The sequence below is a fragment of the Streptosporangium vulgare genome, from assembly GCF_042428775.1.
GTDB lineage: Bacteria > Actinomycetota > Actinomycetes > Streptosporangiales > Streptosporangiaceae > Streptosporangium > Streptosporangium vulgare.
Genome location: NZ_JBHMBS010000006.1, coordinates 43,104 through 66,687, shown reverse-complemented (window position 1 = coordinate 66,687; position 23,584 = coordinate 43,104). Strand labels below are relative to the sequence as shown.

Genomic DNA, 23,584 nt, shown 5'->3' with positions numbered 1-23,584 from the left:
GATTGGGATTCGGCGCTTGCCGAGTATGTTATGAGCATGACCGACGCCCTCGGGAAAACCGGTGAGTTACTGGGAATTCTGGCGGTCATCGGCATATGGGTGGCGATCATATATGCCTTTGTCCGCTTTATTCGCTGGATCCTCGCCCCCCGCCCCTCCGGGCCCCAGGTGCACGAGGCGCCACCCCACCCGGCCTGGCGGTCACGCCCGCGCCCCGGTGACATCTGGTGGGCCGGCGTGCCGTTCGCCGACGGCTCGGGCGGAAAGGTCAGACCATGTCTGGTGATTCGCACCCATCCGGTGGGTGTGGAGGTTCTGAAGATTACGAGTCAGGACAAATCACATCGGATGAACTGCGTCAGCATCCCCACCGCCCACTGGGACCGGCGCGCGCGAAAGGACAGCTGGCTCGATCTCGACGCCCCGTACTTCATCGACGATCACGATTTCCGGCGGCGCGCCGGTACGTGCGACGACGGGACCTGGTCACTGGTGAGACGCCGGTACCGGACGGGCTGGGTCTACTCTCCTGATCATTGACGACGTCCCACTCGATCGAAGGCTCCCGGGTGAGGACGGAGACACGGGTGCGGTGGTGCCGTGAGGCGCCTGCCGGTGAAACGCGCGGGAGCGAGGGTGGCGAGGGTGGCACGCCGGTGCTCTCAGCCCGTCATCGCCGTTCGGTAGGGGCGGAAGAACGCGCGCAGTTCCTCCGCGTAGAGCTCGGGCACCTCGAACGGCGCGAAGTGCCCGCCGCCGGCGGGTTCGGTCACGCGCACGAGGTTCGTCGTGCGCTCCAGCCACGCCCGCGGCGGCCGGAGGATGTCACCGGGGAAGAGGGAGAAGCCGGACGGGACCTCGACCCGGCGAGCATGCTGCGCGGGCGGGATGGCGGCGTTGGCGTGGTACATGCGCATCGACGAGCCGATTGTCGAGGTGAGCCAGTAGATCGTGAGATTCGTGAGGATCTCGTCCTTCGTGAAGCGCCGCTCGATGTCCCCCTCGCAGTCGCTCCACGCGCGGAGCTTCTCGACGATCCACGCCGCGAGCCCGGCAGGGGAGTCGTTGAGCCCGAAGGCCGGGGTCTGCGGCTTGGTGCGGTGCATGGCGGCATAGGCGCCCTCGTCCCGGCCCCAGGCCGTGACGCGTTCGATCCAGGCGCGCTCCTCGGGTTCCAGATCGGCCGGGTCGCCGGTGAGGACGGGCACCCCCGCGTCGGTACGGTGGACGGCCACGACCCGATCGGGGTGGTCGAGCGAGAGATAGCGGCTCACGTGACCGCCGATGTCCCCGCCCGCCGCCCCGAACCGCGGATAGCCGAGGATGCGCATGAGTTCGGCCCACAGCCCGGCGACGGCGACGGAGTCCAGGGGCGGGCCGGTGGGCCGGTCGGAGTATCCGTAGCCCGGCATGTCGGGGACCACGACGTCGAACGCGTCGGCGGGGTCGGCGCCGTGCGCGCCGGGGTCGGTCAGCAGCGGGACGACCTTCTGGTACCGCCAGAACGAGTCGGGCCAGCCGTGGCTGAGGACGAGCGGCAGCACCGGCCCCGCCGGAGCGGTGGCCCTGGCGTGCACGAAGTGGATCCCGAGGCCGCCGACCGGGACGCGGAAACGGGGAAGCCGGGAAAGAGCCGCCTCCTGCGCTCCCCAGTCGAACCCGTCCGCCCAGTAGGCGACGAGCTCACGGAGGTAGGCGAGGTCGGTCCCGAGCGACCATCCGGCGTCCTGCGGTGTGTCGGGCCAGCGCGTCGCGCGCAGCCGCGCCCGGAGGTCTTCGAGCGCCGCGGGGGTGGTCCGCGAGATGAACGGCTCAGGGCGGGGCAGGGCATCCGGCATGGGCCGCATGCTACTGAACGAAACCGATCGATCTTCGACCGCAGGAGCGACGCGAGGTCGCGGTTTACCGATCTGAAACTTTCACGGCTCGGCGGAGGATTCACGCAGTTCGCCTGCTCGCCGGCCGCCTCGCGCTTGACCCGCCCGCCGGGACGGAACAACACTCCGCTGGAGTGTCCCCTCCGCGCGACCACCTGAGTGGTCCGCATCGCCGCCGCACTCGCGTGCCGGCTCGTACGGGGAAATGTTAACGCCAACAATTCCGAGAGCCGATAACAGCCGCTCATGTTAGCGGTAACACAACCAGGGTTCATCTCATGACGACGCCGGAGACCGGCGTCGAGCGGGTCCGGCGGAACGCAGAAGGCGCGGATCGGCACCGACAGGCAAAAGGACGAGACATGACGCAAGATCAGATTGAGCCCGTGAGCGGCGAGCGAAAGTCGCCGAGCCGCAGAACCATCCTGACGACGATGGGAGCTCTGCCGATCCTCACGGCCGCGGGTACGGTCATGGGCGCCTCGGAGGCCGCGGCCGCCACGGCGGTCATCAACCCGTCGGCGCAGCGGCAGACGATCCGAGGCTTCGGCGGCATGGCCTTCGCGTCCTGGATCGGCGACCTGACGGCCGCCCAGCGGGAAACGGCGTTCGGCACCGGCGAGGGACGGCTCGGGTTCTCCATGCTGAGGATTCCCGTCCCCGAGAACCAGGCGGACTGGAGCCGTGACCTGGCGACGGCGAAACGCGCGGTCGAGCTCGGGGTGACCGTCTTCGCGTCACCGTGGAATCCCCCCGCCGGCATGGTCGAGACCTTCACCCGCGGCAGCCAGACCAACGCGAAGCGCCTCAGGTCCAACATGTACGCGGCCTACGCCCAGCACCTGAACGACTTCAGCACGCACATGCGGAACAACGGGGTGAACCTGTACGCCATATCGGTGCAGAACGAGCCCGACTACGCGCATGACTGGACGTGGTGGACTCCCACCGAGATCCTCCGGTTCATGCGGGAGAACGCCGGCTCGATCAACACCAGGGTCATCGCGCCCGAGTCCTTCCAGTACCTGAAGAACATCTCGGACCCGATCCTCAACGACCCCACGGCGCTCGCCAACCTGGACATCCTCGGCGCTCACCTCTACGGCACGCAGTTCTCGAACTTCCCCTACCCCCTCTTCAAGCAGAAGGGCGCGGGCAAGGAACTCTGGATGACCGAGGTCTACCTCCCCAACAGCACCGACTCGGCGGACACCTGGCCCCAGGCGCTCGACGTGGGGGAGAACCTCCACCGCGCCATGGTGGAGGCCGAGTTCCAGGCGTACGTCTGGTGGTACATCCGGCGCAGCTACGGCCCCATGCGTGAGGACGGCCAGGTCAGCAAGCGCGGCGCGATGATGGCGCACTTCGCCAGGTTCGTCCGCCCCGGATACGTGCGGATCGACGCGACGGCGAACCCGGCGTCGAACGTCTACGTCTCGGCGTACCGGGGCGGCAACTCCACGATCGTCATCGTCGTCGTCAACAAGAACACCTCCGCGGTGAGCCAGCAGTTCACGGTGGCGAACAACACCGGATCGTCCACGGTCTCGTCCTGGCTGACCGACGCGAGCAGGACCGTCGCGCCCCAGGCGGCGACCACCATGTCGAACGGCTCCCTCACCGTCACGCTTCCCGCCCGAAGCGTGATGACCTTCGTGACCAGCCTGGGCTCCGGTCCCACTCCGACCCCCACGCCGAGCCCGACCCCGACCCCGACGCCCACCCCGACCCCGACGCCCGGCAGCGGGCCCCGGGTCGCCTACACGATGAGCTCCTGGAACAACGGCTTCACCGCGAACATCAGCATCACCAACACCGGGACCTCGGCGATCAACGGCTGGACGCTGGTCTTCACCCTGCCCTCCGGCCAGTCCATCACCTCGGGCTGGAACGCCACCTACACGCCCTCCAGCGGCCAGGTGAGCGCCGTCAACGTCAGCCACAACGGCACGCTCGCCCCCGGTGCCACCATCGACATCGGTTTCCAGGCCACCCACACCGGCAACACCGCCGAACCGACCGCCTTCACCCTCAACGGCGTCGCCTGCACCGTGGTCTGACCGACGAGTGAAACGGCCCCCGGAGCCCGACCGGCGAAGGGGACGGGTGCGGCTCCTCCGGCGAGGGGAGGGGCCGCATCCGGAAGCTCCGGTTCTCGCGCGTCGGCCGGCAGCCGCGGCCCGCCCTGCTCGGCGACCCGGCCGCTCTCGACGCCTTCGTGTCCGACGGGAGCGTCGTCGCCACAGGTGACCTGGCGGCCCTTCGCCGGCTCCTGCGGGCGGTCACCGGCCCATCTCCCGCCGGGTAGCCACCTCACGCCGAAACCCTGGGCCTGGGGCGTAAGGCGTGGGGCGATCGGATGGTCAGGCGCGCCGGTGGCCTTCGCGCCGTGCGCTCATGCGGCGTGGAGCGTTCACCCGTCCGGTCACCGGGCCTGGTCCTCCTCGTACGGGTCCCCGTCGGTCGGCCCGAGCGGGAGATCCTCCGGCCAGCCATGATCGGGAGGCGGCTGCGGTGGCCTCCGCAGATTCACCCGTCCGATCTCCGCCTGGACATGCGTCATGTCGGCGAACGCGGAATCCAGGGCGGGAATCGCCGACTCCACGCGGATGCGCGCCTGATTACGGTGATACCTGGGGTCGCCTCCCTGCCAGGAGGTGACCAGCCGGTCGTCGGGCAGGCTCACTATCCGCTCCCGCAGGTGCCGCGCGACCTTCGCCGCGTTCTCCAGCAGGTCCGCCAGGTGGGAGGCCTGAAGATAAGCCTTGTCCGCCTCGTCGAACTCTCCGTGGCGGCTGTCCGGATTCGAGGTGCCGGAGTCTTCCAACGCCCGCCGAACGGCCCGCATGGCCTCTTCCAGCTCGTCCAGGTTCACGAGGCTCCCCGATGTGAGAGGACGGGTCCGAACCGAGTGTGCCCGACGTCGCCCGGCTCCCGCGAGGCGTCTTCTTCCAGAACCCGCACCCCGGCTCACGACTGATCGTCAGACGTGTACGGGTGTCCCGATGCGGCCTTGGCCCGGGTGGCTTCGAACAATTCTCCCGGCTCCAAAGAAACGAGTTGATCGGCCCCGTTCCGCTGCCGAGATCCGGCCGTCGACGCTCGCCGAATTTCCGCCGGTACGAGTCGCTGTCAGGTCAAACTTCAAATCATGGCCTTATCGATGAAGCGATTGCGAGAGGATCCCGCCATCGGGGTGATGCGTGCGGCCGGGGCGATGCGAGACACGGGCCTAAGATCAGCTCATGCGAGCCGGGTACAGCGAGGCGTTGGCGATGCTCGGGTACGTGCTCGGAATGGTCGTCACGCCGGTGCTCGTCGAGTGGGCGCGCGAGAGTGGGCGGGAGCCGCTCGCCGAAGTCCTGCTCGTGTGCTCCCTGACGTTCGCGATCGCACTCCTCTTCGGGGTGGTTCGGCTTCTCGTTCGCGGACTGCGGTGGGGTGGTCGCCGCTTCACGCCTCGGCGACGGACGGTGGCGCCGGAGCGTCCGTCCGAATCGCCGGGCCATGGGCCCTGATCCCGCGGAACCCGGTGGTCCCTCATCCGGAGGAGGTCCCGAGACGCGCCGGCGGCACGGTCACCCGCCTACGGCACCTCTTCGGCGACCGGTAGCCGATTGCCCATTCCACGGGGCATCAGCAGGAACACCTTGGGTGACAGGCGGTCCATGTCCCCGCCTCTGCCGAACACCAGGCCGGCCGCGAAGTCGACGAACTGCTTCGCCTCGTCGTCCGGCAGCGCGGTGAGGTCCATCACCACCGGCACGCCGGTGCGGAAGAAGTGCCCGACGTAGATCGCTTCGTTGTAGTTCTGGGGACGTAGTGTTTTGACCACCGGACAAGTCTCCACCGTCCGTCGCGCCCGTCAAGGGTGTCTTCCTGAGCACGGGGGCACATCGCCGCCCGCGCTCGCGGCGGCTCACAGCAGGGGGAATCGCCGTGCGTATCGTCATACCGCTGTTCGACCGGTTTCACCGCGTTCGGCGCGGTCGGCCACCGTACGAGGTGCCCGGGTTCCCGCCGGGTGCCGACGCCGTGTTCGTGGCCGCCGAGGCCGGACCGGTGCGAAACGACGCCGGGTCCGTGGTGCTCAGCGCGAGCGCGGCGTTCGCCGGCATCGACTCCCCCGCCGAGGCGCCCAGGCCGCGAAGGATCTCCTCGCGGAGAGGGCCCGCCGACCGGCCTCACGAGGCGCGGGCCCGCGAACCTTCGACGCCCGAGCCCCTGAACCCGCCCACGCACCTGGGAGTGACCGCGTGACCGAGTCCGGACGGCTTCTCCATGTCATCGTGTGCGCGGCCGGTGCCGCCCCCGACGTCGGCCGTCTCGTCGCCCTCGCCCAGGCCGAGGGCTGGATCGTCCAGGTCGTCGCCACCCCGTCCGCGCTGGACTTCGTCGACGTCCCCGCCCTGGAACGGCAGACCGGACGCCCCGTCCGCAGCCGGTACCGGACATCGGACGAGCCCAAGCCCCCCAGAGCCGACGCGATCATCGTCGCCCCCGCCACGTACAACACCGTCAACAAGTTCGCCCAGGGCATCACCGACACCTACGCCCTCGGCCTCCTCGCCGAAGCCCCCGGCCTCGGCATCCCCGTGGTCGTCCTGCCCTTCGTCAACGACGCTCTCGCCACACGCGCGCCGTTCCGCCGGAGCGTCGAAAGTCTCCGGGCCGAAGGCGTCCGCGTCCTGCTCGGCCCCGGCCCGTCCGGCCCTGGCCCGGCCGCCGCCGAGGACGGAAACCGGGAGAACGTCCCCTGGGCCCTCGCCCTCAAGGAGATCTCCAGGAAATAGGTCCGCGAGACACGCGGTGACCGGAGCCGAGCCCTGCTCCACCGGTGAGGGGCACCGGGTGACCACCTGCCGTGCGGGTCGGCGGGTCAGCGGGCCGGGGGGCGGACGAACAGGCAGTAGGCGGCGGTCGCGTCGTCGTGGGTTTTCGTCCGGGGCCAGCGGGAGCCGTCGGGGTCGGTGCGCTCCGCCTCGCGGACCCGGCGGATCAGCTCGCCGGGGCCGGACCGTTCGAGGGTGTCGAGGGCCTCGCGCCAGCTGGCCAGCTCGAACTGGTCGACGAGCCGGGAGGCTCCGTCGCTGAGCAGGGCGATCGCCCGCACCCGATCGGCCGGGAGCGTGCCGGTGAGCGACTGCTCGGCGGTGAGCGGGTCGACGGCGGCGATCCAGAAACCGCCCTCGCGGTTGCGGTGGTCCCGCATGGTCTCCACGTACTCCCGGCGCGCGGTGACGTGCTCGGCACTTCCGTGGGCGAGGCCGTCCATGGTCGTCCGGTGCGCCCTGCCGACCCGATCCACCCGGTCGTCGCGGACGACCGTCGGCTCCGCCTGGCCGGCCACGTCCAGGACGAGGACGGAGTCCGCCAGGACGAGGAAGTCCAGTTCGCCCGCCGTACGACGGACCATGACCACCGTGGCGGACGGCGATCCGGGATGGGTGAGGTCGCAGACGAAGTCGTGGAGGGAGGCGACGGCCTTGATGCCGTTCGCGAGTATCTCCGTGAGCGTTCCGGTGTCCTGCGTCATGCCCGCGAGGAGGGTCGAGCCCAGGGAGCGGACGTACCAGCCGACGCCGTGGTCGCACCCGGACTCCGCCCCGGGTGGGGTGCCCGCGCCGTCGAGGAGGACGAAGGCCTCGGGGGTCGCGCCGAAGAAGTCCTCGTTGCCGTCGTTGCCCGCGGTGTTTCCGGGGTCCGTGTCCTGCCTGCCGGGTGCCGCCTCGGTGGCGAAGGTGATGCGCATCGTTTCGGAGCTCCTCGTGCTGGACGGGCTCGCGCCGGACGAGCGTGCGCGTTCCCTCACGAGTTCCCCCGATGAAACGGCGTATTCCCCGCCTTCCCCACCCGGACGCCCCTTCGGTACGCCGGCCCCTCAGTAAGAGGGGTCCGAAATGGACTCCGCTCGATAGACGTCCATCGGTCCCTCGTCGTCCTCGTCCATCCCCACCTTCCTCAGCAGCAAAGTCCGGCTGCCGATTTTCAGGGAACGTTCGCCGTTGATCTCCGTGGACGCGAACACCGTGACCGCGTGACCGTGCATATCGCGCACCTGGTCGTATTCCGGTCCGTCAGGAATGTCTAGCTTGATGCGCCTCGTCTGGAATGTCACCCTCCCAGTGTGAAAGCCGCACCCCCGAAAATCGATCGTGCGCGTGACGATATTTGGCATCATTTTCGACGAGAAAGGTATGGGTCCCGTTACCTTCACCGGCGCGAGCCGAGGCGAGCCGACGCGAGTCACGCGGGCCGGGAGCCGGGGCCGGAGGCGGGTCGCCGTGGACGGTATCGGTGGCGCGCGTCCTCGGCCGCACTGCCGTCCGGGTCTCACAGGGCCGGAGCGCCGGAGCCGGACCTCGCGAGGGCCGAGGGTCACCAGGCTCGGAGATCCCTAGGGCAGGGGGTCGATCCCGATGTTCTGGTCGTACTGGATGAGCTCCGCCCCGCGGTCGGTGAGGATGGGCCATTTGGTGGCGCGGGCACACCAGACGACGTGTCCGGCCGTGATGTCGCGCGATCCGTCGAGGATCTCCGCGATGTCCCCCACCTTCCCGTGGGTGAAGTCGTCGATCTTCACGCCGGGTGTCGTGACGAGCTCGAACAGCTCCTCCTGGGTCGAGAGCGGGGAGATGGACAGGACGGCCGCGAGGCTGGTGGCCGGGACGCATATCCCGCCGCCACGGAAGAGACACATGGCGGCGACGCTGCGGGAGTATTCGGTCTTCGCCACGGCGATGTCGACCAGCGCGCTCACGTCGAGCACCCGACCAGGAAGCATGGCTCAGCGCCTCCGGAAACGGCGGATGCCGATCTGGCCCCACTCGGCCTCGGAGAGCTGGTCGACCCCGAGGGAGTCGGCCGCCGTGTCGAGGTCTTCGCGATGCAGGTTCCAGCGGTGCATCAGGGTGATCACGTGGGGTTTGTTGCCGATCTCTCGCTGGACGGCCGCGTGGATCACGTCGGCGACACGGTTTCCGGTCAGTCGTGCCTTACGAGAAAGCGCCTCATAATCCGCTTTATCCAGCTCTATGGTGATAGCTGTGTCGGAAGTCGGTGCGCTGATTGGCTTTTGTCCTTCTCTGAGCTGGAGATGGGCCAGCCACAGCGGAACCGAATCCGATTCTTGCCTGGCGCCATCGTGATCATTCGATGATGGTTTTTCCGATCCTGTGCCGTCTCGCCATGCCGGCATGGAGTGGGCCATGCGTTCGACAGTAGCTGTGAATTGCGAATTTTGGCAGCACTTCTGAGCCAAAGGCATCACTCCAGGAACCCCTGCGGCTGAGTGGCGGGATCGGTAGGAGCAGCGGGAACCGAAGGGGCAGTGGGCGCCGAGGGATTGGTGGGAACCGAGGGATCGGTGGGTGCCGGGGGATTCGCGGGCACCGAGGGGTCGGTGGGAGGAGCGGTGGGAGGAGCGGAGGTGGGGGTGACCGCGCCGCAGAACCCCATGGTCCGCCGTTGCTCGGCTATCTGGTCGACCGGGCTCTGGTACGTGAGCCGCTCCTCGGGCGAGGGCTCGTACCGCCACGTGTCGCCCTCGAAGGCGAAGTCGAAGTCCGTCGTGTCGTTGAGCCGGGTCGCCTGGACCCTGGCGCTGTCGCCGGTGATCGTGACGGTGCCGATGGTGAGCGGGGAGTTCGGCACGAGCGGGGGGCAGATCTCGAACAGCCTCACGTACTCCTCCCGCGCGATCAGCCCCTGCGCCTCGGTGGTCCACAGGTCCCAGAAGTCGCCGTACAACCCGCTGCCGTAGGCGTCGAGCGCCGGTTGGACGGCCTGGCGGACCGAGGCCTCCGAGTGCTCGCCGCCGCGCGTCGGAGTCGCCGTGCTCGGCGGGGACGAAGGAGGGTTGAACACCATGAAGACGGTGACGACGGCCCCGATGGCGACGCCGATGGCCATGACGACCATCACGACCAGCCCTCTCCCCGTCTCGCCCCGCGACGGCTGGCCGTGCTGCGGCGGATAGCCCACGTGCGGTCTCCGGGGGACTGGCAAGAGCGGATGAAAGTGATCATAACGCCCGCAGCTCTCGGCTGACCACGCTCGTCGCGCACCTGGAAGGGGAACGACATAATGCGCGCGTGCTTCAAACGATCGGTACGGCCGCCGCCGTCTTCGCCGGTACCAACGTGGACGACATCATCATTCTGACGGTGCTCTTCCTGACGTCCAGGGCGGGGGGTGTCCCCCGCCCCTGGCAGATCGTCGTGGGGCAGTACGCGGGCATCACCGCGTTGGTGGCCGTCTCGGCCGCGGCGGCCCTCGGGCTCGCGGTGGTGCCGGACCGCTGGGTGGGACTGCTCGGCCTGGTGCCGTTCGGCATGGGGGCGTGGGGGCTGGTCAAAGCATGGAAAGCCCGGCGGGCGGGGAAGGACGGCGACGACGGTGACGCCGGCGACGACGGGTCGTCCCGGGTCGCCTCGGGCGTGCTCTCGATCGCGGGGGTGACCGTCGCGAACGGGGCCGACAACATCTCCGTCTACACCCCGATGTTCCGCACGATCGGCCCGGTGTCCAGTGTCGTCACGGTGGTCGTGTTCGCGGTGCTCGTCGCGGTCTGGTGCGCGGCGGCCTCCTGGCTCGGGTCGCACAGGAAGGTCATCGCCCTGGTGGAGCGGACGGGGGCGTGGCTGGTGCCCGTGGTGTTCATGGTCATCGGCGCCGTCATCGCGGCGGAGTCGATATTTAGATAAATATCGACAAATCGCCCGAATCTAGGGCAAACGCACGGGGAAATTACCTGCCATGCGAGACCATTTGCGCTTCTACCAGCATCGATGGTTCAAGGTGTGGATCGCCCTGATCGCTCTGTCCTTCTCGCTCATCGCCATGATGCAGGCGGCCGGAAACCAGGCGCTCCTGCCCGCGGCCTTCTTCTACGGGGCCGCGGCCGGGCCCCTCGCCCTCCTGCTCGCCATCCACGACCGTATCCACATCGCCACCAGCGTGCCGCCCATGACGCTGATGGGCATGTTCCTGTTCGGCGGGGGCGTCGCCCTCCTGCTCGGCGGCTACTTCGACGCGCTCTTCATCTCCGCGAGGAACAGCACCTCGATCCTGCGGGTCGGCTGGATCGAGGAACCCGCGAAACTCGTCCCGCCCCTCGCGGTCGCGCTCACCGGCCGCCACCTCACCAAGGCCGCGGGGGTCGCGCTCGGCCTCTCCTGCGCGACCGGGTTCGCGATCATGGAATCGATGGCCTACGCCTGGAAGAGCCTCGCCAACCACGACGGCGCCGTGGGGGCGGGTACGGTCCTGCTCCTGCGCGGCCTCAGCACCCCCTTCAGCCACCTCGTCTGGACCGGCCTGGTCTGCGCGGTGGCCTTCGGTGCCTGGCAGGTCAGGAGCCGCGCGGTCGTGACCCTGCCCGTCGTCGCCGCCTTCGTCGTGGCGGCCACGCTCCACTCGCTCAGCGACGGCCTGCTCGTCCTGGACATCCCCGGGCCGGTCAGGCTGCTCTTCCTCGCCGTCGCCGTGGCGAGTTACTGGCTGTTCCACCGGGCCACCCGAGATCTGAAGCCGGTGCCGACCCCGGCGCCGGAGCCGTCCCACGCCTGACCCCGGAAAACCGGAGGCGTCCCACGAACATCACAACCACGCCAGCAGCCACCGGGGCCCGGTGACCTCGGCGCCCAGTGCCGTGACCCGCTCGCGCAGTCCCCGGTCGGCGGTGACGACCAGGACCCGCTCCCAGGGGCGGGCGTCCCGTACGGCCTGGACGACGGTGTCGTCCCCGCTTCCCGGGGCGGCGATCACGGAGACGCCGGGCGCGGGGGCGGTGTCGCGGGCGGCGCCCTCGACGACCGCGGTCAGCCGGGGGAACCAGCGGGCCAGCAGCGGGGCACGGCCGGGTACGGTCAACCGGCCCTCGGCGGCACGCGCGCCGACCTCGGCGAGCAGCTTGGCCGCCGCCCCCGCGCGGTCCCGCCACCAGCCGTGTTCGGCGCGGGCGCCCACGATGTTGGCGACGTCGAGGACGACGAGGGAGGGGGCGAGCGTGAGGCCGAGGACCGGCCAGGTCGCGGCGAAACCGGGGTGGAGGTTCCTGGCGGTGATCTCCTCGGCGGGAATCCATCGCAGTTCGTCGCTCTCGGCGTTGGCGGGGATCGCGCGCAGCAGCCCGGCGGCCTCGGCGATCACGGTCTCGAAGGACCAGTCGCCGTGGTCGTCGAGGTAGACCCCCTGGACCCGCAGGCCGGTGCCGTCCAGCGCGGCCTCCTCGAAGGCCTCACGCAGGGCGGTGTCGACCGCGTCCTCGTGGCTGTCGCGAGCGCCGCCCGGCAGTCCCCAGGTGCCGCCGTGGTGGCTCCACGCGGCACGCTTCTGCATCAGGACGCGGGGCTCGCCCGCGGCGTCGTGGTGGACGGCGAGCAGACCGGCCGCGCCGTACACCCCCCAGTGGCGGTGCCCGAGATCGCACCGAGCCCACCCGTCCCCGTCCCCGGCCGTCATGGACCAATGATGCATCAGGCCACGGCAGAGCACCCTCCGCCCCCCTGGCCACCGGTCACCGGCCACCGGCAGGACGCCGGTGACGGAGGGGACAACGGCAGGTGGAAAAGCATTAATGGCGCTATGTCCTGATCCGGCATACTGGCCACCTTGATCCTCGTTGAAGGACCCCCCCATGCACCCGAGCGTGTACCCGAGCCCGCTTTTCGCGCCCGTCCGCCGCCTGCGGCCGATCCGCGCGTACGCGACCGTCGCCCTCACCCTGATCGCGCTGACCTCCGTCGCCTCCGCCGGCGACTCGGCGCTGGCGTTCGTCTACCGGGGGGACCGGTTGTTGTCGGCGCTTCACGAGCTGACGATCGACGAGCTGAACGCCCTGCTGCTGCTCCTCTCCCCGGTCAGCCTCCTCTTCACGGCCCTCATCCTGCTGACGGGCCTCGCCTTCGTGTGCTGGCTGTTCCGTGCCCGGGGCAACGCGTACGCGATCTCTCCCGGGGTCTTCCACAGGTACGCCACGCCGTTCCTGGTGTTCGCGTGGTTCGCTCCCCCTGTCAGCCTGTTCATTCCCAAGGGGCTCGTCGACGACATCCTGACCACCTCCCGGCCCGGCGGGCTGCGGCCGGGAACCGACCTCTACCGGGGACGCCGTTCTGGTCTGGTCTGGGCGTGGTGGGTGGCGTGGCTGCTGTGGATGATGACGGAGGCGGCGTACGCGGTTTTCGAGAGGGCGGACATGACCGCTCTGGAGACCGTCACCCTGGTCGCCTGTGTCCCGCTGCCGATCGTCACGGGCCTGCTCGCCGCCCGGGTCATCCTGAAGATCACCAATCTCCAGGAGACGGCCCGTACCAGTCTGCCCGCGAGCGGAGGGCCCAGGAAAAGGCCGGGGCCGCCCGTGGGGTCCTACTTCGGGCTCACCACCCTCGTCGTGCGCGACTACGACGAGGCCCTCGGCTTCTACCTCGGCGTCCTCGGCTTCCAGCTCCTGGAGGACACGCCGCTGGGCGACGGTAAGCGCTGGGTGACCGTCCGTCCCCGTGGCGCCCGGGAGACGGCCCTGCTCCTCGCACGCGCCGACGGCCCGGAACAGGAGGCCCGGATCGGGGACCAGACCGGCGGCAGGGTCGGCCTGTTCCTGCACACGGACGACTTCGCCCGCGACTACGAGCGGCTGCTGGCGGCGGGAGTCGTCTTCGAGGAGGCCCCGCGCAGCGAGCCCTACGGCGAGGTCGTCGTCTTCCGGGACCTGTACGGCAACCGCTGGGACCTGTTCCAGCCCGCCGACGTCTCACCGGCGTACGGCTGAGCCCGGCAGGCCCCGGTTCCACGGCTGACCGCCGGTGACGGTCAAGAGGGTCGCGGAACGAACGTCCGGGTCCCATCGTTCCGAGCCTCTCCGTCGGGTCGGTCCTGCCGTTCCCGGCTTCTCCGCCGGGGCAGTCCTGCCGTTCCGAGCTTCTCCGCCGGGTCGGTCCTGTCGTTCCCGGCCTCTCCGCCGGAAGGGCTCGCTCAGTTCCCGCCCTTGGAGAAGTGCTGGTAGTCCTTGATGCCGGACCAGTAGCCGCCCCACTCCCAGCCCTTCTGCTGGAAGGCCTTGACCACGCGGTCGCCCGGGTTGATCACCCCGGGGGCCCGGACGGGGCGCTTGAAGAACTTGCTGGCATTTTTGTGGGACCCCGTACCGTTGGTGTATATGTACGGGTTCTCGCGCGGGTTGATGTCGATGGCCAGGCCGTAGGCGTGCTTGGACCAGCTGCTCGACCCCTCCGCGGGGCGGCAGTTGAAGGCCGAGGTGTTGTCGGCGTCGATCGAGGCGTAGTCGTCGGCCTTGTAGGCGTCGACGAGCCGCATCTTGTAGATGGGCCAGCGCCACTCGTACAGGCGGTGGAAGACGGAGACGATGTCGTCGGTCGCGGCCTTGTTCACGACCAGCTCGCCGGTGTGCGGCTTGTCGTCGAAGCCCCAGTAGGTCATCGTGATCAGCCGCAGGTCGCTCACCGGGACCGGGCATCCGGGCCGCCACGAGTATTCGAGCCGTTCGCGGGGGACCCGGGAGACCTTCGCGGAGAACTCCGGCGGGCCCGTCGGGGTCGGCGACACGGTGGTGGACGGACCGGCCGTCGGCGTCACGGCGGTCGGCGTCACAGTGGTCGGTTCCGGGGCGGTCGGCTCCGGGGCGGCCACATCGGTGGCGGGGGAGGACGCCGAGATCGGTGCCGAGGTGGCCGGAGGCGCGGCCGGGGCGGGCTGGGAAGCGGGTTGGGAGGCGGTCGTGCCGCACGAGGCCGCCGCCAGGCAGCCGACGGTCGTCGCGAGCACGGCCCGCGTACGGATCGTGAATCTGGAGCCTGACACGTGCCGCCTCCTCAGAAAAACGGACAAAAGCGACAAAAAGTCATTGTAGTTGATCGGCTATCCGAGGTGGGTGGTGGCCGCCGCGGCGATCCACTCGTGGGCGATCACGGATTCCGGTGGCCAGGGCGTGCCGTTGACCACGGCCACCAGCTCCCAGTATCGCCCGGCGCGCGGGTCGTGCTCCGCGTAGTCCCGTACGACCGACTCCGGGGTGCGCCTCTGCGCCCCGGCCAGAGCCGCGACGAGCTCGGCCACGAGGGGCGCGGCGGCCTCCGACTCCGGGGGCACCCCGTCCCGCGCCGCGGCCAGTGCCCTCTCCGTGACCAGGGTGTTGGCCTCGTGCCAGGCCGCCACGTCGATCCCGTCGGCGTTCTGCCAGAAGTCGCCGCTCATCGCGCGCAGTGAGGCGCGGAAGCCGTCGTCGGCGAGCAGCTCGGTCAGCTCCAGCCAGGCGTCGAGCTGCTCGATCCCCGGCTCGTCGGGCAGGTCGGGCACCATGGCCGCGCGCAGGCCGCCGAGCCACTCCTGCCTGGCGGCGTTCTCACCGGCGACCTCGTCGACGAAATCGTTCACCAGCGCCGCCGTCTCCGCCGCGCCGAGCCGCCCGAGGGCGTTGAGGCGGCGCAGGTCGTCGTCGGCGGGTTCGTCCCGCTCCAGGGTGGCCCTGAGCACCGCCCGGGTCCGCTGCAGCGCCCTGATCTGCGTCTCCACCGTACGGAGGTGCAGGGACAGCACCTCGCCCAGGTCGCGCTCGCCGAGCGACCTGATGGTCGCGAGGTCGACGCCGATCTCGCGCAGCGTCCTGACGAGCTCCAGCCGCCCGCGGTCCTCGTCGCCGTAGAGGCGGTAGCCGCTCCGGGTGCGGCCGCGCTCGGGGAGCACCCCGATGTCGGAGTAGAAGCGGATCGTCTTCACCGGCAGCCCGGAGAGCCTGGCGAGCTGTCCGATCGTGTAGTTCATGGCCCCGATTATTCCGCGATTATTCCGTTGAGTCTCCAGTTACAGGAGACTTTAGCTTGGCGGGCATGTCGAAGAAGAAGGTCAGCCGGATCGCGAAACTGCAGCTCCAGGCCGGTGAGGCCGGTCCCGCCACCGTGGGCAAGGACCTGGGTCCGCTGGGCCTGAACCTCATGGAGTTCTGCCGCCGGTACAACGCGGCCACCCAGGACCGGCGGGGGTTCGTCGTCCCCGTCGTCGTCACCGTGTTCGAGGACCGCTCGTTCGAGCTGACGATCAAGATGCCCACCACGGCCTCGCTGATCCGCCGGGTCGTCGGCCTGGACCGGGGCGGCGCCCGCCCGGGACACCAGGCCGCGGGCGTGATCACCCGCGCGCAGCTGAGGGAGGTCGCCAGGACCAAGCTGCCCGACCTCAACACCGCCGACCTGGACCAGGCGGAGAAGGTCGTCGCCGGCACCGCACGCTCGATGGGGCTGATCGTCCAGGATTGAGATGTATGTCCTGTACGTCCTGTGTGGCCTGCGGCCTGGTCCGCGCATTCCTTGGGGAGGCTTTTCATCGAAACGTATCGCGCCTGTGTTCGAACCCGCGCTACAGTCGTGGGCACGGGATCGAACACGGGTTCGGGCTGACGTTCTCGCAGGTGAAGGGGTGTGCCATGGCGATGCTCGCGGTGCCGCCGGCCGTGCGCCCCCCGTCCTCCCGGTCGCCGGTGGAGCGCGGCGCGACACGCCGTAGCACTTTCTACGGAATTCTAAGCCGGCCGCTATATCCCGTCATAAAGTCCGAGAGCGTGGACCCCGTGCGCAATCCCTACGCTCCCGGTGCCGGGCAGCGCCCCCCAGAGCTCGCCGGCCGCGACCGCGAGCTACAGCAGTTCGAGATCGTTCTGGAACGGGTGGCCCGAGGGCGCCCCGAGCGCAGCATGGTGGTCACCGGGCTGCGCGGCGTGGGCAAGACCGTTCTGCTCAACACCTTCAAGTCGATGGCCATGCAGCGGCTGTGGGGCACCGGCAAGATCGAGGCCAGGCCCGACCAGTCGATCCGGCGCCCGGTGGCCGCCGCCCTGCACATGGCGGTGCGGGAGCTCGCCCCGAGGCATCGGGCGCCCGAGCGCATCGAGGAGTTCCTCGGCGTGCTCAAGGCGTTCGCGATGCGCGACCCGTCCGCGGCCAAGGGCACCTCGCACTGGTCGCCCGCGATCGACGTGCCCGCGGGGCGGGGGCGCGCCGACTCCGGAGACCTGGAGATCGACCTCACCGAGTTGTTCGTCGACGCCGCCGCGGTCGCCACCGACCTGGGGGTCGGCATCGCGCTGTTCATCGACGAGATGCAGGACGTGCAGGCCCCCGACGTCTCGGCGCTCTGCGCGGCCTGCCACGAGCTCTCCCAGAGCGGCGGCCCGCTGATCGTGGTCGGCGCGGGACTGCCGCACCTGCCCAGCGTGCTGTCGGCCAGCAAGAGCTACTCCGAGCGGCTCTTCCGCTACGCCAGGATCGACCGTCTCGATCGCGAGGCGGCCGACCTGGCGCTCATCGCCCCGGCCGAGAGCGAGGGCGTGGAGTTCACCCAGGACGCCCTCGACGCCCTCTACGTGGCCGCCGACGGCTACCCCTACTTCGTCCAGGCGTACGGCAAGGTCGCCTGGGACCTGGCGCTGCGCAGCCCGATCACCGCGGACGACATCAGGGTCTCCGCACCGGAGGCCGAGGAGGAGCTCGCGGTCGGCTTCTTCGGCAGCCGCTACGAGCGGGCCACCCCCGCCGAGCGCGACTACATGCACGCCATGGCCGCCATCGGCGACGAGCCCGTCGCCACCGCCGAGGTGGCCGAGGGGCTCGGCCGCAAACCGTCGAGCCTCTCCCCGGCTCGCGACAGCCTCATCAAGAAGGGTCTGATCTACAGCGCCGAACGCGGGCTGATCGCGTTCACCGTGCCGCACTTCGGGAAGTTCCTGCGGTCACAACCGGTCTGACCGAACGTTTGTTCGATATGATGCGGGGGAGCCACTAGCCCTCTATACGGCTCTCTAGTGGGGAAGCTAGAGAGCCGTATAGAGCTCAATCGTGCTGCCCTAGAAAAATCTAGGGCTCTCTAGTGGCCAGCCGATATCGGCAGAGATTCGGCGAGAGTCCCGGGCGTCACCGGCCGCCCGTCGGAGTCGACCATCGCGACCCGCACCGCCGGGTGCCGCCCGCTCAGATAGACCGCGAAGACCACCTCGACGGGGTCGCCCGCGTGGCTGCTGCCCGGATAGACGAAGAACCGCCAGCACAGCTCCCGCCAGCTGTCGACCGGCTCCTTGCTCGCCAGCACCCCCTCGTGCGAGCGCCAGACCGTGCTCGACCGCAGCCGCCCGAGCGCGGTGGCCGGGTCGAGGCGGCGCTGCTCGCAGGGGGCCCGGTAGCGGAGCCTGGCGACCGTCTCCTCGATCTCCGGCGAGAGCGCCGCGAGCACCAGCAGCCCCGCGAGCATGGCCGGCGCGTGCGTCCACGTCAGGTCCGCCATCGCCACCCAGCCGGGGACCTCCGGTGTCCAGAGCAGCCCCAGGGCCATCGCCGTCAGCACCATGGTGCGGCCCAGCGACCGCCGTCCCACCGGGAGCGCGCTCACCTCGCCGAAACAGCCGCAGCCCGCGTCCGGGCGACGGCGCCGCAACTCCCACAGGACGTAGGTGGAGACCGCGAAGAACCCGGCGATCCCCCACCGGAAGAACGGATGGCCGGTCAGCAGCAGCCCGCTCGCCAGGAACAGCTCTCCGAGCGCGCAGCCCAGCATCGCGGGCGTGCGCCAGCGCTCGGGCACCAGCACGGCCGGTCCCAGCCTGCTCAGCATGCCCGGCTCGGTCTCGCGCGCGACCGTCCAGATCTTCGCGACCGTACCCGCGGCCAGCAGCAGGAACACGACCGGCAACTGCGCGGCGGCGATCGTCGTCAGCATCTGTGTCACCCCATTCCAAGCCGGGCGTTGAAGCACCCGGTGGTCAGGTCTCCGCCGAGTTCCACGAAGGATCTCGGGGACAGTTCCAGGATCCGGCCGCGCGGCGAGGTGCCACACTCCAGGCACCGGTCGCAGAAGCGGCCGGCGAGGCAGCCGCACGCCACGATCGGCAGGACCGAGGTTCGTCCGGCGCACACGTTGCGTACGTTGAGTATCGACCCCAGCGCCAGGTAGGGCAGACCGGCGCAGGACACCCCGGTGTCGTCGCACGCCGTGTCGGCCCGTTCCAGCATGGGGTAGGCCACCCCCTGCTCCCCGCAGTCGAAGGTGTCCGACCAGGTGGCCGTGCCCGAGATCCGCGACTGCACGCCGACGTAGCCGGGGGGCGGTGGCGGCACGGCCGTCCATCGGTAGGGCGGCTGCGAGGTCGCGGGCAGTCGCGCCAGCGCCGTGCCGTCCTCGCGGACCCCGATGGCGTCGAACAGGTAGCCGGGCTCGAACTGCGGGTGCCTGACCCGCAGCCGCCCGGAGGACCGGTAGGGGATGACGATCGTGCGCCGCCCGCGGTGCGGCCCGCAGTGCAGCTCCACGGTGTGGTCCTTGCCCTCGGAGCCGATCGACTGGATCACTCCGGTGATCCTGGTGATGTCCGCCCAGATCCGGTCCACGACCCGGCCGGCCCGCAGCGCTTTGATGATCACATTGGATCCCGTGGGGAGATCGGCGGGGCTCACGGCCTCCCCGCGCCAGGCGGTCGCCCACGGTGCGATGACGAGCCGTTCCTCGTCGCCGGCCGGGGTGTCGATGACGATCAGGTGCGGGCTCACGTCGAGGATCGTGCCGCTGACCGCGTGGAAGGACTCACCTTCCGAGGGGAGGGGGCCCGGCTCCTGGACGGTCCGGCCAAGCGCGGCGGCCGCCAGCGTACGGCGGCGATCGGCGCTGCGATAGGGCATCGTCGCTCCCCAAATCTGCGAGGTGTCGCAGCCAGCGTCACACGCTTCGCGGAATCCCGCTGTCCGCTCCACCAATAATCACGGCAGGTGTCCAACCAGGTACTAAAGTTCCCCTCCCTGGTAGAACGCATTGGTGTCCGCCCGATGACAAACCGCTATCTAATGCTTCTTGCGTGCTCCATCGCCCATCGAAGCTGATCTTTACCGTTGATGGGATGAAATATAGATTTCGGTTCAGCCGCAGAATGGGCTCCGGCTGCGATTCTGGCCACCATACGCACCTGAGAGCTCAGGCTGGTGATCACGGTGGCCGGCGGAACCGACGAGGAGTTCCGCGAGTATGTCGTTGCTCGCGGCCCGGCGCTGCTGCGCGCCGCCCACCGGCTCACCGGGCATCCGAGCGACGCCGAGGACCTGCTGCAGGCGGCACTGGTGAAGACCTACCTCGCCTGGGACCGCATCCAGGACCGCACCGCCCTGGACTGCTACGTACGCCGGGCGATGGTCAATATCAACATCTCCTGGTGGCGGCGGCGCAAGCTGGAGGAGTATCCGTCGGGCGAACTCCCCGAGCCGGTCGTCGCGGGCGCCCAGCACCTGCCCGAGCGCGTCGAACAGGCCCTCGACCGGCTGCCCACCCGGATGCGGACCGCCGTCGTCCTGCGCTACTACGAGGACATGACCGAGCCGGAGATCGCCAAGGCCCTGGGCATCAGCGTCGGGACGGTCAAGAGCACGGTCTCCCGGGGGATGGCCAAACTCCGGGGCGACCTCACCTCCGAACCGCGACACCTGGAACCACAGATCTGACCTGTGTGGAACCCCCGTAGGACTCGTCGCGGGACCTCGTACCGGAGGGGTGCGTCACTCGGACGGGATGAGCGCGCTCTCCTCCGGCCGGAGGCCCTCCGCCCCAGCGGTGGCGCACGGTCGTACGGCGTCGCGAATGGTTCTCAGGGTGCCGAGGAAGGTGTCGAGCTCCGCGGGAGGGAGGAGCCCGGTGAACCAGGTGTCGATGTCGATCAGGTGCTGCGGGAGGACGCCGCCGAGCCGGTCGGCGCCGGCCTCGGTGATGGCCGCGTAGGAGGCCCGCCGGTCGCTGGCGCACGCCTGTCTCGTGACCAGCCCCTCGCGCTCCAGCCGGTCGACGACCCGGGTCGTCCCGCTCGTGGACAAACCCGTCTGCGCCGCCAGGTCGCTCATGCGCAACCGCCGCTGTGGCGAGCGCGCCAGCCTGATCAACGTCTCGAAGTCGATCTCTGAGAGCTTCGCGGCGGCGAAGGACTCCTGCGTCTTCGCCGAGATGCCGGCGTAGACCTCGGCAAGGAGGCCCATCGCCGTCAGCCGGGAGTCGTCGAAGTGGTTCACGCTCACACCCTACCCGACAGTAGTTGACGAGAGGAATATTCCTCGTGTAGAAATCTGTTGACGCAAGCATCCACTCGGCAAGCATCTCTTCGGGAGCAAAAAATGACCACTCGGACCTGGGAGAACCTTCAGATCCCCGCCCCGGGCACCTACGCTCTGGACGTCGCCCACACCCAGATCGGCTTCGTCGTCAAGCACATGATGGTGAGCAAGGTTCGCGGTCACTTCAACGAGTTCGCAGGCACCGTCACCATCGCCGAGAACCCGCTGGACTCCTCCGCGCAGCTCTCGATCAAGGCCGCGAGCATCACCACCGGCGCTCCCGACCGCGACGGCCACCTGCGCAGCGACGACTTCCTCTCCGCCGACAAGTTCCCGGAGCTGACCTTCCGCAGCACCCGCGTCCTCGGCCACTCCGGTGACGAGTTCACCCTCGTCGGCGACCTCACCATCCGCGACGTCACCAAGTCGGTCGAGCTCACCGTCGAGTACGGCGGCGCCGGCACCAACCCGTGGGGTCAGGACGTCTGGGGCTTCTCGATCAAGACCGAGATCGACCGCGAGGAGTTCGGCCTGACCTGGAACCAGGCTCTGGAGACCGGCGGCGTCCTGGTCGGCAAGAAGATCAAGATTGAGATCGAGGGCGAGGCCAACCCGGCCGCCTGATCTCCGTGACCACCCGAGGTCTCTCCCGCCTCGCCGGACGGAGAGGGACCTCAATGGTGTTCACCTGTTGAGATGTAGCGTCTCGCGAACCGAGAATCCACAGGATTTCCGCCTTGCTCATCTGCGGACTCCTCGGTTTGTCCACAGGGTCGGGGAGAGTTATCCACTGCTTGTGGATAACTCTCCCCCAACTCTTGCCCGAGACGCGATCGTCAACCGCTTTGCCGCCTTGCCTGATGGCCGGTACTCTGTGCTGAGCCGAACGGCAACCAGGAGGCTTCGCCTAGTCAGGTCTATGGCGCCGCACTGCTAATGCGGTTTGGGTTTACCGCCCATCCGGGGTTCAAATCCCCGAGCCTCCGCAGTTCAGAGGCCCTCTCCCGAGACACGGGGAGAGGGCCTTTTTGATCTCTAAGGGCGTCATAGTTGCAGTCCTAGTTGCAACGAGGGTTCAGGACTTCCCCCAGAGCGCCGAAGCCAGGCGTTCGCCGGCGTCGCGCATGAGCGGTGTGGACACATGTGCATAACGCTCGGTCGTGGTCACCCTCGTGTGGCCCAGGACCTCCTGAACGACCCGGATGTTCACGCCCTGCTCGATGAGCAGCGTCGCGGCGGTGTGGCGAGCGTCGTGCACCCGGACGTCCCGAACCCCGGCCTGCTTGAGGATGGTTTTCCACACCTTCCAGTCCTCGGTCCGCTCGATCGGGCCACCGTGGCGGGTGGCGAACACGAGATCGTGATCCTCCCAGCGATCCCCCGCCTTGAGACGCTCCGCGGCTTGGATCTTGCGGTGTGCCTTGAGGAGAGTGAGCAACTCGGGAGGGCATTGAAGGGTGAGCTTGCTCTTGCCCTTTCGCTGGCGGAAGACGATGCCCCCGCCCGTGCGTTTCGGGCACCTGTCGGCGTGGCTCGTACAGTCCTTGAGACAGGTCCTCTTGAAGCAGGTGTGCCCCTGCTTTTTGCAGCCCTCCTTGCAGCCGGGGTTATGCCCGTGATCGCTGCACTTCTTTTTGCAGGGCCAGCGGTGCCACTTCTCCCCGCATTTATGGGGATCGACGCACCCGTGTTGCCATTCGGTGCGCTGGATCTGGAACCACGCCCTGATCACTCCGGTCTCCAGGTCGACGTACTGCCAGCGGAGCCCGAGCGCCTCGCCCTGGCGGATGCCGAGAGCCAGAGCGACCGACCAGCGCGCCCCGTTCCGCCGGGTGCCGGCCACGTCGAGGATGTCGCGGGCCTCCTCGCGGCTCAGTGGTTCGATCTCGGTGGAAGCTGCCGAGGGAGCCTCGACGAGGGTCGCGACGTTCCGCGTGAGCTTGTTGCGGCGCACCGCGATGGTCAGCGCCCGCGACAGGATGCGATGAACCTTGAGCACGGTGCTGGTCGAGAGGTTCTTCTCAAGCATCGTGGTGTAAGCCGTGTCGAGGTGCTCGGGAGCGAGCCGGTTGAGCCGATGCCGTCCGAGCAGCGGAATGATCCAGTGGCGCGTCTTGGACCGGTAGTCCGTCAGCGTGCGCGGCGCCATCTTGCCGGAGATCACGAGCCGCTCACAGATCACGTCGAGATACTCGGTCATCCACTCGGCGACGGTGGGCGCACGGCCAGGCTTGGTGACCTGTCCCGACTCCCGGTTGTTCTCCAGTTCCCTGACCTTGCGGGTCACTTCGGCCTCAGTCGTGGCCATCCGGTGACGGCGGTCGAGGGAGCCGTCCGGCTTGATGCCCAAAGTGACCCAGCCGTGCCAGTAGCCGTCATTGCCGAAGTAGATCGAGGACCGGCCGTCCGGTTTCTTCGCCATCACGCCGCCTCGTCCTGGGAGAGCCCCGCCTTGGCCTCCAGTGCACGGGCGAACTCGTGGAGCGCCCACCGGGGGACCAGCCGGTATCCCTCGTCTTTGATCGACTTCAGTTCGCCGGACTTGATCAGTCGGAAGACGGCAGTACGGCTCATGCCGAGCATCACGGCGGCATCCTTGGGCCGGTAGAACAGCGGTTCCAT

Annotated in this window: 28 protein-coding genes and 1 tRNA gene; 13 read left to right on the top strand and 16 right to left on the bottom strand. The window is 69.1% G+C overall.

The window, feature by feature from the left end; genetic code table 11:
* Positions 1-36 precede the first annotated feature (36 nt).
* Positions 37-540, top strand: coding sequence for a type II toxin-antitoxin system PemK/MazF family toxin (locus ACFFRH_RS14460; RefSeq protein ID WP_386156896.1), 504 nt, complete (start codon positions 37-39; stop codon positions 538-540).
* A 122-nt stretch (positions 541-662) separates the two neighbouring features.
* On the opposite strand, the gene ACFFRH_RS14455 is transcribed toward ACFFRH_RS14460, so the two are convergent.
* Positions 663-1,838 (bottom strand): epoxide hydrolase family protein, encoded by a 1,176-nt coding sequence (locus tag ACFFRH_RS14455; RefSeq protein WP_344748513.1) that lies wholly within the window; start codon positions 1,836-1,838, stop codon positions 663-665.
* Positions 1,839-2,311: 473 nt separating this feature from the next.
* Here ACFFRH_RS14455 and xynC point away from each other — a divergent pair, with 473 nt between their 5' ends.
* A complete protein-coding gene (xynC, locus tag ACFFRH_RS14450) occupies positions 2,312-3,937 on the top strand; it encodes a glucuronoarabinoxylan endo-1,4-beta-xylanase XynC (RefSeq protein WP_386156892.1) in 1,626 nt (541 codons plus the stop codon).
* Positions 3,938-4,302: 365 nt separating this feature from the next.
* Here the strand turns inward: xynC and ACFFRH_RS14445 are convergent, their stop codons facing one another.
* The gene (locus tag ACFFRH_RS14445) at positions 4,303-4,752 is read right to left on the bottom strand and encodes a hypothetical protein (protein WP_344748511.1); all 450 of its coding nucleotides are present in this window, start codon (positions 4,750-4,752) and stop codon (positions 4,303-4,305) included.
* A 370-nt stretch (positions 4,753-5,122) separates the two neighbouring features.
* Between ACFFRH_RS14445 and ACFFRH_RS14440 the strand changes: the two genes are divergently transcribed.
* Entirely contained in the window at positions 5,123-5,395 is a 273-nt protein-coding gene (locus ACFFRH_RS14440) for a hypothetical protein (protein ID WP_386156889.1), read from the top strand.
* Between the two features lie 68 nt (positions 5,396-5,463).
* On the opposite strand, the gene ACFFRH_RS14435 is transcribed toward ACFFRH_RS14440, so the two are convergent.
* Complete coding sequence (locus ACFFRH_RS14435; RefSeq protein WP_344748510.1) at positions 5,464-5,712, bottom strand: cell division protein SepF; 249 nt, start codon at positions 5,710-5,712, stop codon at positions 5,464-5,466.
* Positions 5,713-5,816: 104 nt separating this feature from the next.
* Between ACFFRH_RS14435 and ACFFRH_RS14430 the strand changes: the two genes are divergently transcribed.
* Together ACFFRH_RS14430 and ACFFRH_RS14425 are read left to right on the top strand one after the other, a co-directional pair.
* Positions 5,817-6,137, top strand: coding sequence for a hypothetical protein (locus ACFFRH_RS14430; RefSeq protein ID WP_344748509.1), 321 nt, complete (start codon positions 5,817-5,819; stop codon positions 6,135-6,137).
* Positions 6,134-6,670 (top strand): flavoprotein, encoded by a 537-nt coding sequence (locus ACFFRH_RS14425; protein ID WP_344748508.1) that lies wholly within the window; start codon positions 6,134-6,136, stop codon positions 6,668-6,670. The genes ACFFRH_RS14430 and ACFFRH_RS14425 overlap by 4 nt, the downstream gene beginning before the upstream one ends.
* Before the next feature lie 86 nt (positions 6,671-6,756).
* Here the strand turns inward: ACFFRH_RS14425 and ACFFRH_RS14420 are convergent, their stop codons facing one another.
* The 5 genes from ACFFRH_RS14420 to ACFFRH_RS14400 all read right to left on the bottom strand — a co-directional run bounded on the left by ACFFRH_RS14420 (position 6,757) and on the right by ACFFRH_RS14400 (position 9,860).
* A complete protein-coding gene (locus ACFFRH_RS14420) occupies positions 6,757-7,629 on the bottom strand; it encodes a protein phosphatase 2C domain-containing protein (RefSeq protein ID WP_344748507.1) in 873 nt (290 codons plus the stop codon).
* Between the two features lie 129 nt (positions 7,630-7,758).
* Entirely contained in the window at positions 7,759-7,995 is a 237-nt protein-coding gene (locus ACFFRH_RS14415; protein ID WP_344748506.1) for a hypothetical protein, read from the bottom strand.
* 279 nt (positions 7,996-8,274) lie between these two features.
* Positions 8,275-8,661 carry a hypothetical protein gene (locus tag ACFFRH_RS14410; RefSeq protein ID WP_344748505.1) on the bottom strand — a complete coding sequence of 129 codons (387 nt, stop codon included), beginning with the start codon at positions 8,659-8,661 and terminating at the stop codon, positions 8,275-8,277.
* Positions 8,662-8,664: 3 nt separating this feature from the next.
* On the bottom strand, positions 8,665-9,087 hold the full coding sequence (locus tag ACFFRH_RS14405) for a hypothetical protein (RefSeq protein WP_344748504.1): 423 nt from the start codon (positions 9,085-9,087) through the stop codon (positions 8,665-8,667).
* Between the two features lie 56 nt (positions 9,088-9,143).
* On the bottom strand, positions 9,144-9,860 hold the full coding sequence (locus ACFFRH_RS14400) for a hypothetical protein (RefSeq protein ID WP_344748503.1): 717 nt from the start codon (positions 9,858-9,860) through the stop codon (positions 9,144-9,146).
* 110 nt (positions 9,861-9,970) lie between these two features.
* Between ACFFRH_RS14400 and ACFFRH_RS14395 the strand changes: the two genes are divergently transcribed.
* Both ACFFRH_RS14395 and ACFFRH_RS14390 read left to right on the top strand, forming a co-directional pair.
* A complete protein-coding gene (locus ACFFRH_RS14395) occupies positions 9,971-10,582 on the top strand; it encodes a cadmium resistance transporter (protein WP_344748502.1) in 612 nt (203 codons plus the stop codon).
* A gap of 52 nt (positions 10,583-10,634) precedes the next feature.
* Positions 10,635-11,447, top strand: coding sequence for a PrsW family glutamic-type intramembrane protease (locus tag ACFFRH_RS14390; RefSeq protein WP_344748501.1), 813 nt, complete (start codon positions 10,635-10,637; stop codon positions 11,445-11,447).
* 30 nt (positions 11,448-11,477) lie between these two features.
* On the opposite strand, the gene ACFFRH_RS14385 is transcribed toward ACFFRH_RS14390, so the two are convergent.
* Complete coding sequence (locus tag ACFFRH_RS14385; RefSeq protein ID WP_386156879.1) at positions 11,478-12,341, bottom strand: NUDIX hydrolase; 864 nt, start codon at positions 12,339-12,341, stop codon at positions 11,478-11,480.
* 175 nt (positions 12,342-12,516) lie between these two features.
* Here ACFFRH_RS14385 and ACFFRH_RS44750 point away from each other — a divergent pair, with 175 nt between their 5' ends.
* Entirely contained in the window at positions 12,517-13,647 is a 1,131-nt protein-coding gene (locus ACFFRH_RS44750; RefSeq protein WP_425581833.1) for a DUF4328 domain-containing protein, read from the top strand.
* A 203-nt stretch (positions 13,648-13,850) separates the two neighbouring features.
* On the opposite strand, the gene ACFFRH_RS14370 is transcribed toward ACFFRH_RS44750, so the two are convergent.
* Both ACFFRH_RS14370 and ACFFRH_RS14365 read right to left on the bottom strand, forming a co-directional pair.
* Positions 13,851-14,696: a M15 family metallopeptidase gene (locus ACFFRH_RS14370; protein WP_344748499.1), complete on the bottom strand. Its 846-nt coding sequence runs from the start codon at positions 14,694-14,696 to the stop codon at positions 13,851-13,853.
* A 57-nt stretch (positions 14,697-14,753) separates the two neighbouring features.
* The gene (locus ACFFRH_RS14365; protein ID WP_344748498.1) at positions 14,754-15,656 is read right to left on the bottom strand and encodes a MerR family transcriptional regulator; all 903 of its coding nucleotides are present in this window, start codon (positions 15,654-15,656) and stop codon (positions 14,754-14,756) included.
* A 65-nt stretch (positions 15,657-15,721) separates the two neighbouring features.
* Between ACFFRH_RS14365 and rplK the strand changes: the two genes are divergently transcribed.
* Positions 15,722-16,147, top strand: coding sequence for a 50S ribosomal protein L11 (rplK, locus tag ACFFRH_RS14360; protein WP_344748569.1), 426 nt, complete (start codon positions 15,722-15,724; stop codon positions 16,145-16,147).
* 311 nt (positions 16,148-16,458) lie between these two features.
* Positions 16,459-17,631 (top strand): DUF8462 domain-containing protein, encoded by a 1,173-nt coding sequence (locus ACFFRH_RS14355; RefSeq protein WP_425581868.1) that lies wholly within the window; start codon positions 16,459-16,461, stop codon positions 17,629-17,631.
* A gap of 119 nt (positions 17,632-17,750) precedes the next feature.
* Here the strand turns inward: ACFFRH_RS14355 and ACFFRH_RS14350 are convergent, their stop codons facing one another.
* Together ACFFRH_RS14350 and ACFFRH_RS14345 are read right to left on the bottom strand one after the other, a co-directional pair.
* A complete protein-coding gene (locus tag ACFFRH_RS14350) occupies positions 17,751-18,596 on the bottom strand; it encodes a MauE/DoxX family redox-associated membrane protein (protein WP_344749615.1) in 846 nt (281 codons plus the stop codon).
* 5 nt (positions 18,597-18,601) lie between these two features.
* On the bottom strand, positions 18,602-19,552 hold the full coding sequence (locus tag ACFFRH_RS14345; protein ID WP_344749616.1) for a hypothetical protein: 951 nt from the start codon (positions 19,550-19,552) through the stop codon (positions 18,602-18,604).
* A gap of 306 nt (positions 19,553-19,858) precedes the next feature.
* On the opposite strand from ACFFRH_RS14345, the gene ACFFRH_RS14340 reads away from it, so the two are divergent.
* Positions 19,859-20,362 carry a SigE family RNA polymerase sigma factor gene (locus tag ACFFRH_RS14340; RefSeq protein ID WP_344749617.1) on the top strand — a complete coding sequence of 168 codons (504 nt, stop codon included), beginning with the start codon at positions 19,859-19,861 and terminating at the stop codon, positions 20,360-20,362.
* Between the two features lie 54 nt (positions 20,363-20,416).
* Here ACFFRH_RS14340 and ACFFRH_RS14335 read toward each other — a convergent pair whose 3' ends face one another.
* Entirely contained in the window at positions 20,417-20,920 is a 504-nt protein-coding gene (locus tag ACFFRH_RS14335; RefSeq protein ID WP_344749618.1) for a MarR family winged helix-turn-helix transcriptional regulator, read from the bottom strand.
* A gap of 102 nt (positions 20,921-21,022) precedes the next feature.
* Here ACFFRH_RS14335 and ACFFRH_RS14330 point away from each other — a divergent pair, with 102 nt between their 5' ends.
* Entirely contained in the window at positions 21,023-21,586 is a 564-nt protein-coding gene (locus tag ACFFRH_RS14330; RefSeq protein ID WP_344749619.1) for a YceI family protein, read from the top strand.
* 272 nt (positions 21,587-21,858) lie between these two features.
* Positions 21,859-21,948, top strand: a tRNA-Ser gene (locus tag ACFFRH_RS14325).
* A gap of 89 nt (positions 21,949-22,037) precedes the next feature.
* Here the strand turns inward: ACFFRH_RS14325 and ACFFRH_RS14320 are convergent.
* On the bottom strand, positions 22,038-23,384 hold the full coding sequence (locus tag ACFFRH_RS14320; RefSeq protein WP_344749620.1) for a tyrosine-type recombinase/integrase: 1,347 nt from the start codon (positions 23,382-23,384) through the stop codon (positions 22,038-22,040).
* On the bottom strand, positions 23,384-23,584 hold the full coding sequence (locus ACFFRH_RS14315; RefSeq protein WP_344749621.1) for a helix-turn-helix domain-containing protein: 201 nt from the start codon (positions 23,582-23,584) through the stop codon (positions 23,384-23,386). The genes ACFFRH_RS14320 and ACFFRH_RS14315 overlap by 1 nt, the downstream gene beginning before the upstream one ends.

Coding starts and splice junctions, on each gene's coding strand:
- ACFFRH_RS14460 (WP_386156896.1), top strand. CDS start 37: ATGACCGACGCCCTCGGGAAAACCGGTGAGTTACTGGGAATTCTGGCG.
- ACFFRH_RS14455 (WP_344748513.1), bottom strand. CDS start 1,838: ATGCCGGATGCCCTGCCCCGCCCTGAGCCGTTCATCTCGCGGACCACC.
- xynC (WP_386156892.1), top strand. CDS start 2,312: ATGGGAGCTCTGCCGATCCTCACGGCCGCGGGTACGGTCATGGGCGCC.
- ACFFRH_RS14440 (WP_386156889.1), top strand. CDS start 5,123: ATGCGAGCCGGGTACAGCGAGGCGTTGGCGATGCTCGGGTACGTGCTC.
- ACFFRH_RS14420 (WP_344748507.1), bottom strand. CDS start 7,629: ATGCGCATCACCTTCGCCACCGAGGCGGCACCCGGCAGGCAGGACACG.
- ACFFRH_RS14410 (WP_344748505.1), bottom strand. CDS start 8,661: ATGCTTCCTGGTCGGGTGCTCGACGTGAGCGCGCTGGTCGACATCGCC.
- ACFFRH_RS14405 (WP_344748504.1), bottom strand. CDS start 9,087: ATGGCCCACTCCATGCCGGCATGGCGAGACGGCACAGGATCGGAAAAA.
- ACFFRH_RS14390 (WP_344748501.1), top strand. CDS start 10,635: ATGCGAGACCATTTGCGCTTCTACCAGCATCGATGGTTCAAGGTGTGG.
- ACFFRH_RS14385 (WP_386156879.1), bottom strand. CDS start 12,341: ATGACGGCCGGGGACGGGGACGGGTGGGCTCGGTGCGATCTCGGGCAC.
- ACFFRH_RS44750 (WP_425581833.1), top strand. CDS start 12,517: ATGCACCCGAGCGTGTACCCGAGCCCGCTTTTCGCGCCCGTCCGCCGC.
- ACFFRH_RS14365 (WP_344748498.1), bottom strand. CDS start 15,656: ATGAACTACACGATCGGACAGCTCGCCAGGCTCTCCGGGCTGCCGGTG.
- rplK (WP_344748569.1), top strand. CDS start 15,722: ATGTCGAAGAAGAAGGTCAGCCGGATCGCGAAACTGCAGCTCCAGGCC.
- ACFFRH_RS14350 (WP_344749615.1), bottom strand. CDS start 18,596: ATGCTGACGACGATCGCCGCCGCGCAGTTGCCGGTCGTGTTCCTGCTG.
- ACFFRH_RS14345 (WP_344749616.1), bottom strand. CDS start 19,552: ATGCCCTATCGCAGCGCCGATCGCCGCCGTACGCTGGCGGCCGCCGCG.
- ACFFRH_RS14330 (WP_344749619.1), top strand. CDS start 21,023: ATGACCACTCGGACCTGGGAGAACCTTCAGATCCCCGCCCCGGGCACC.
- ACFFRH_RS14320 (WP_344749620.1), bottom strand. CDS start 23,384: ATGGCGAAGAAACCGGACGGCCGGTCCTCGATCTACTTCGGCAATGAC.
- ACFFRH_RS14315 (WP_344749621.1), bottom strand. CDS start 23,584: ATGGAACCGCTGTTCTACCGGCCCAAGGATGCCGCCGTGATGCTCGGC.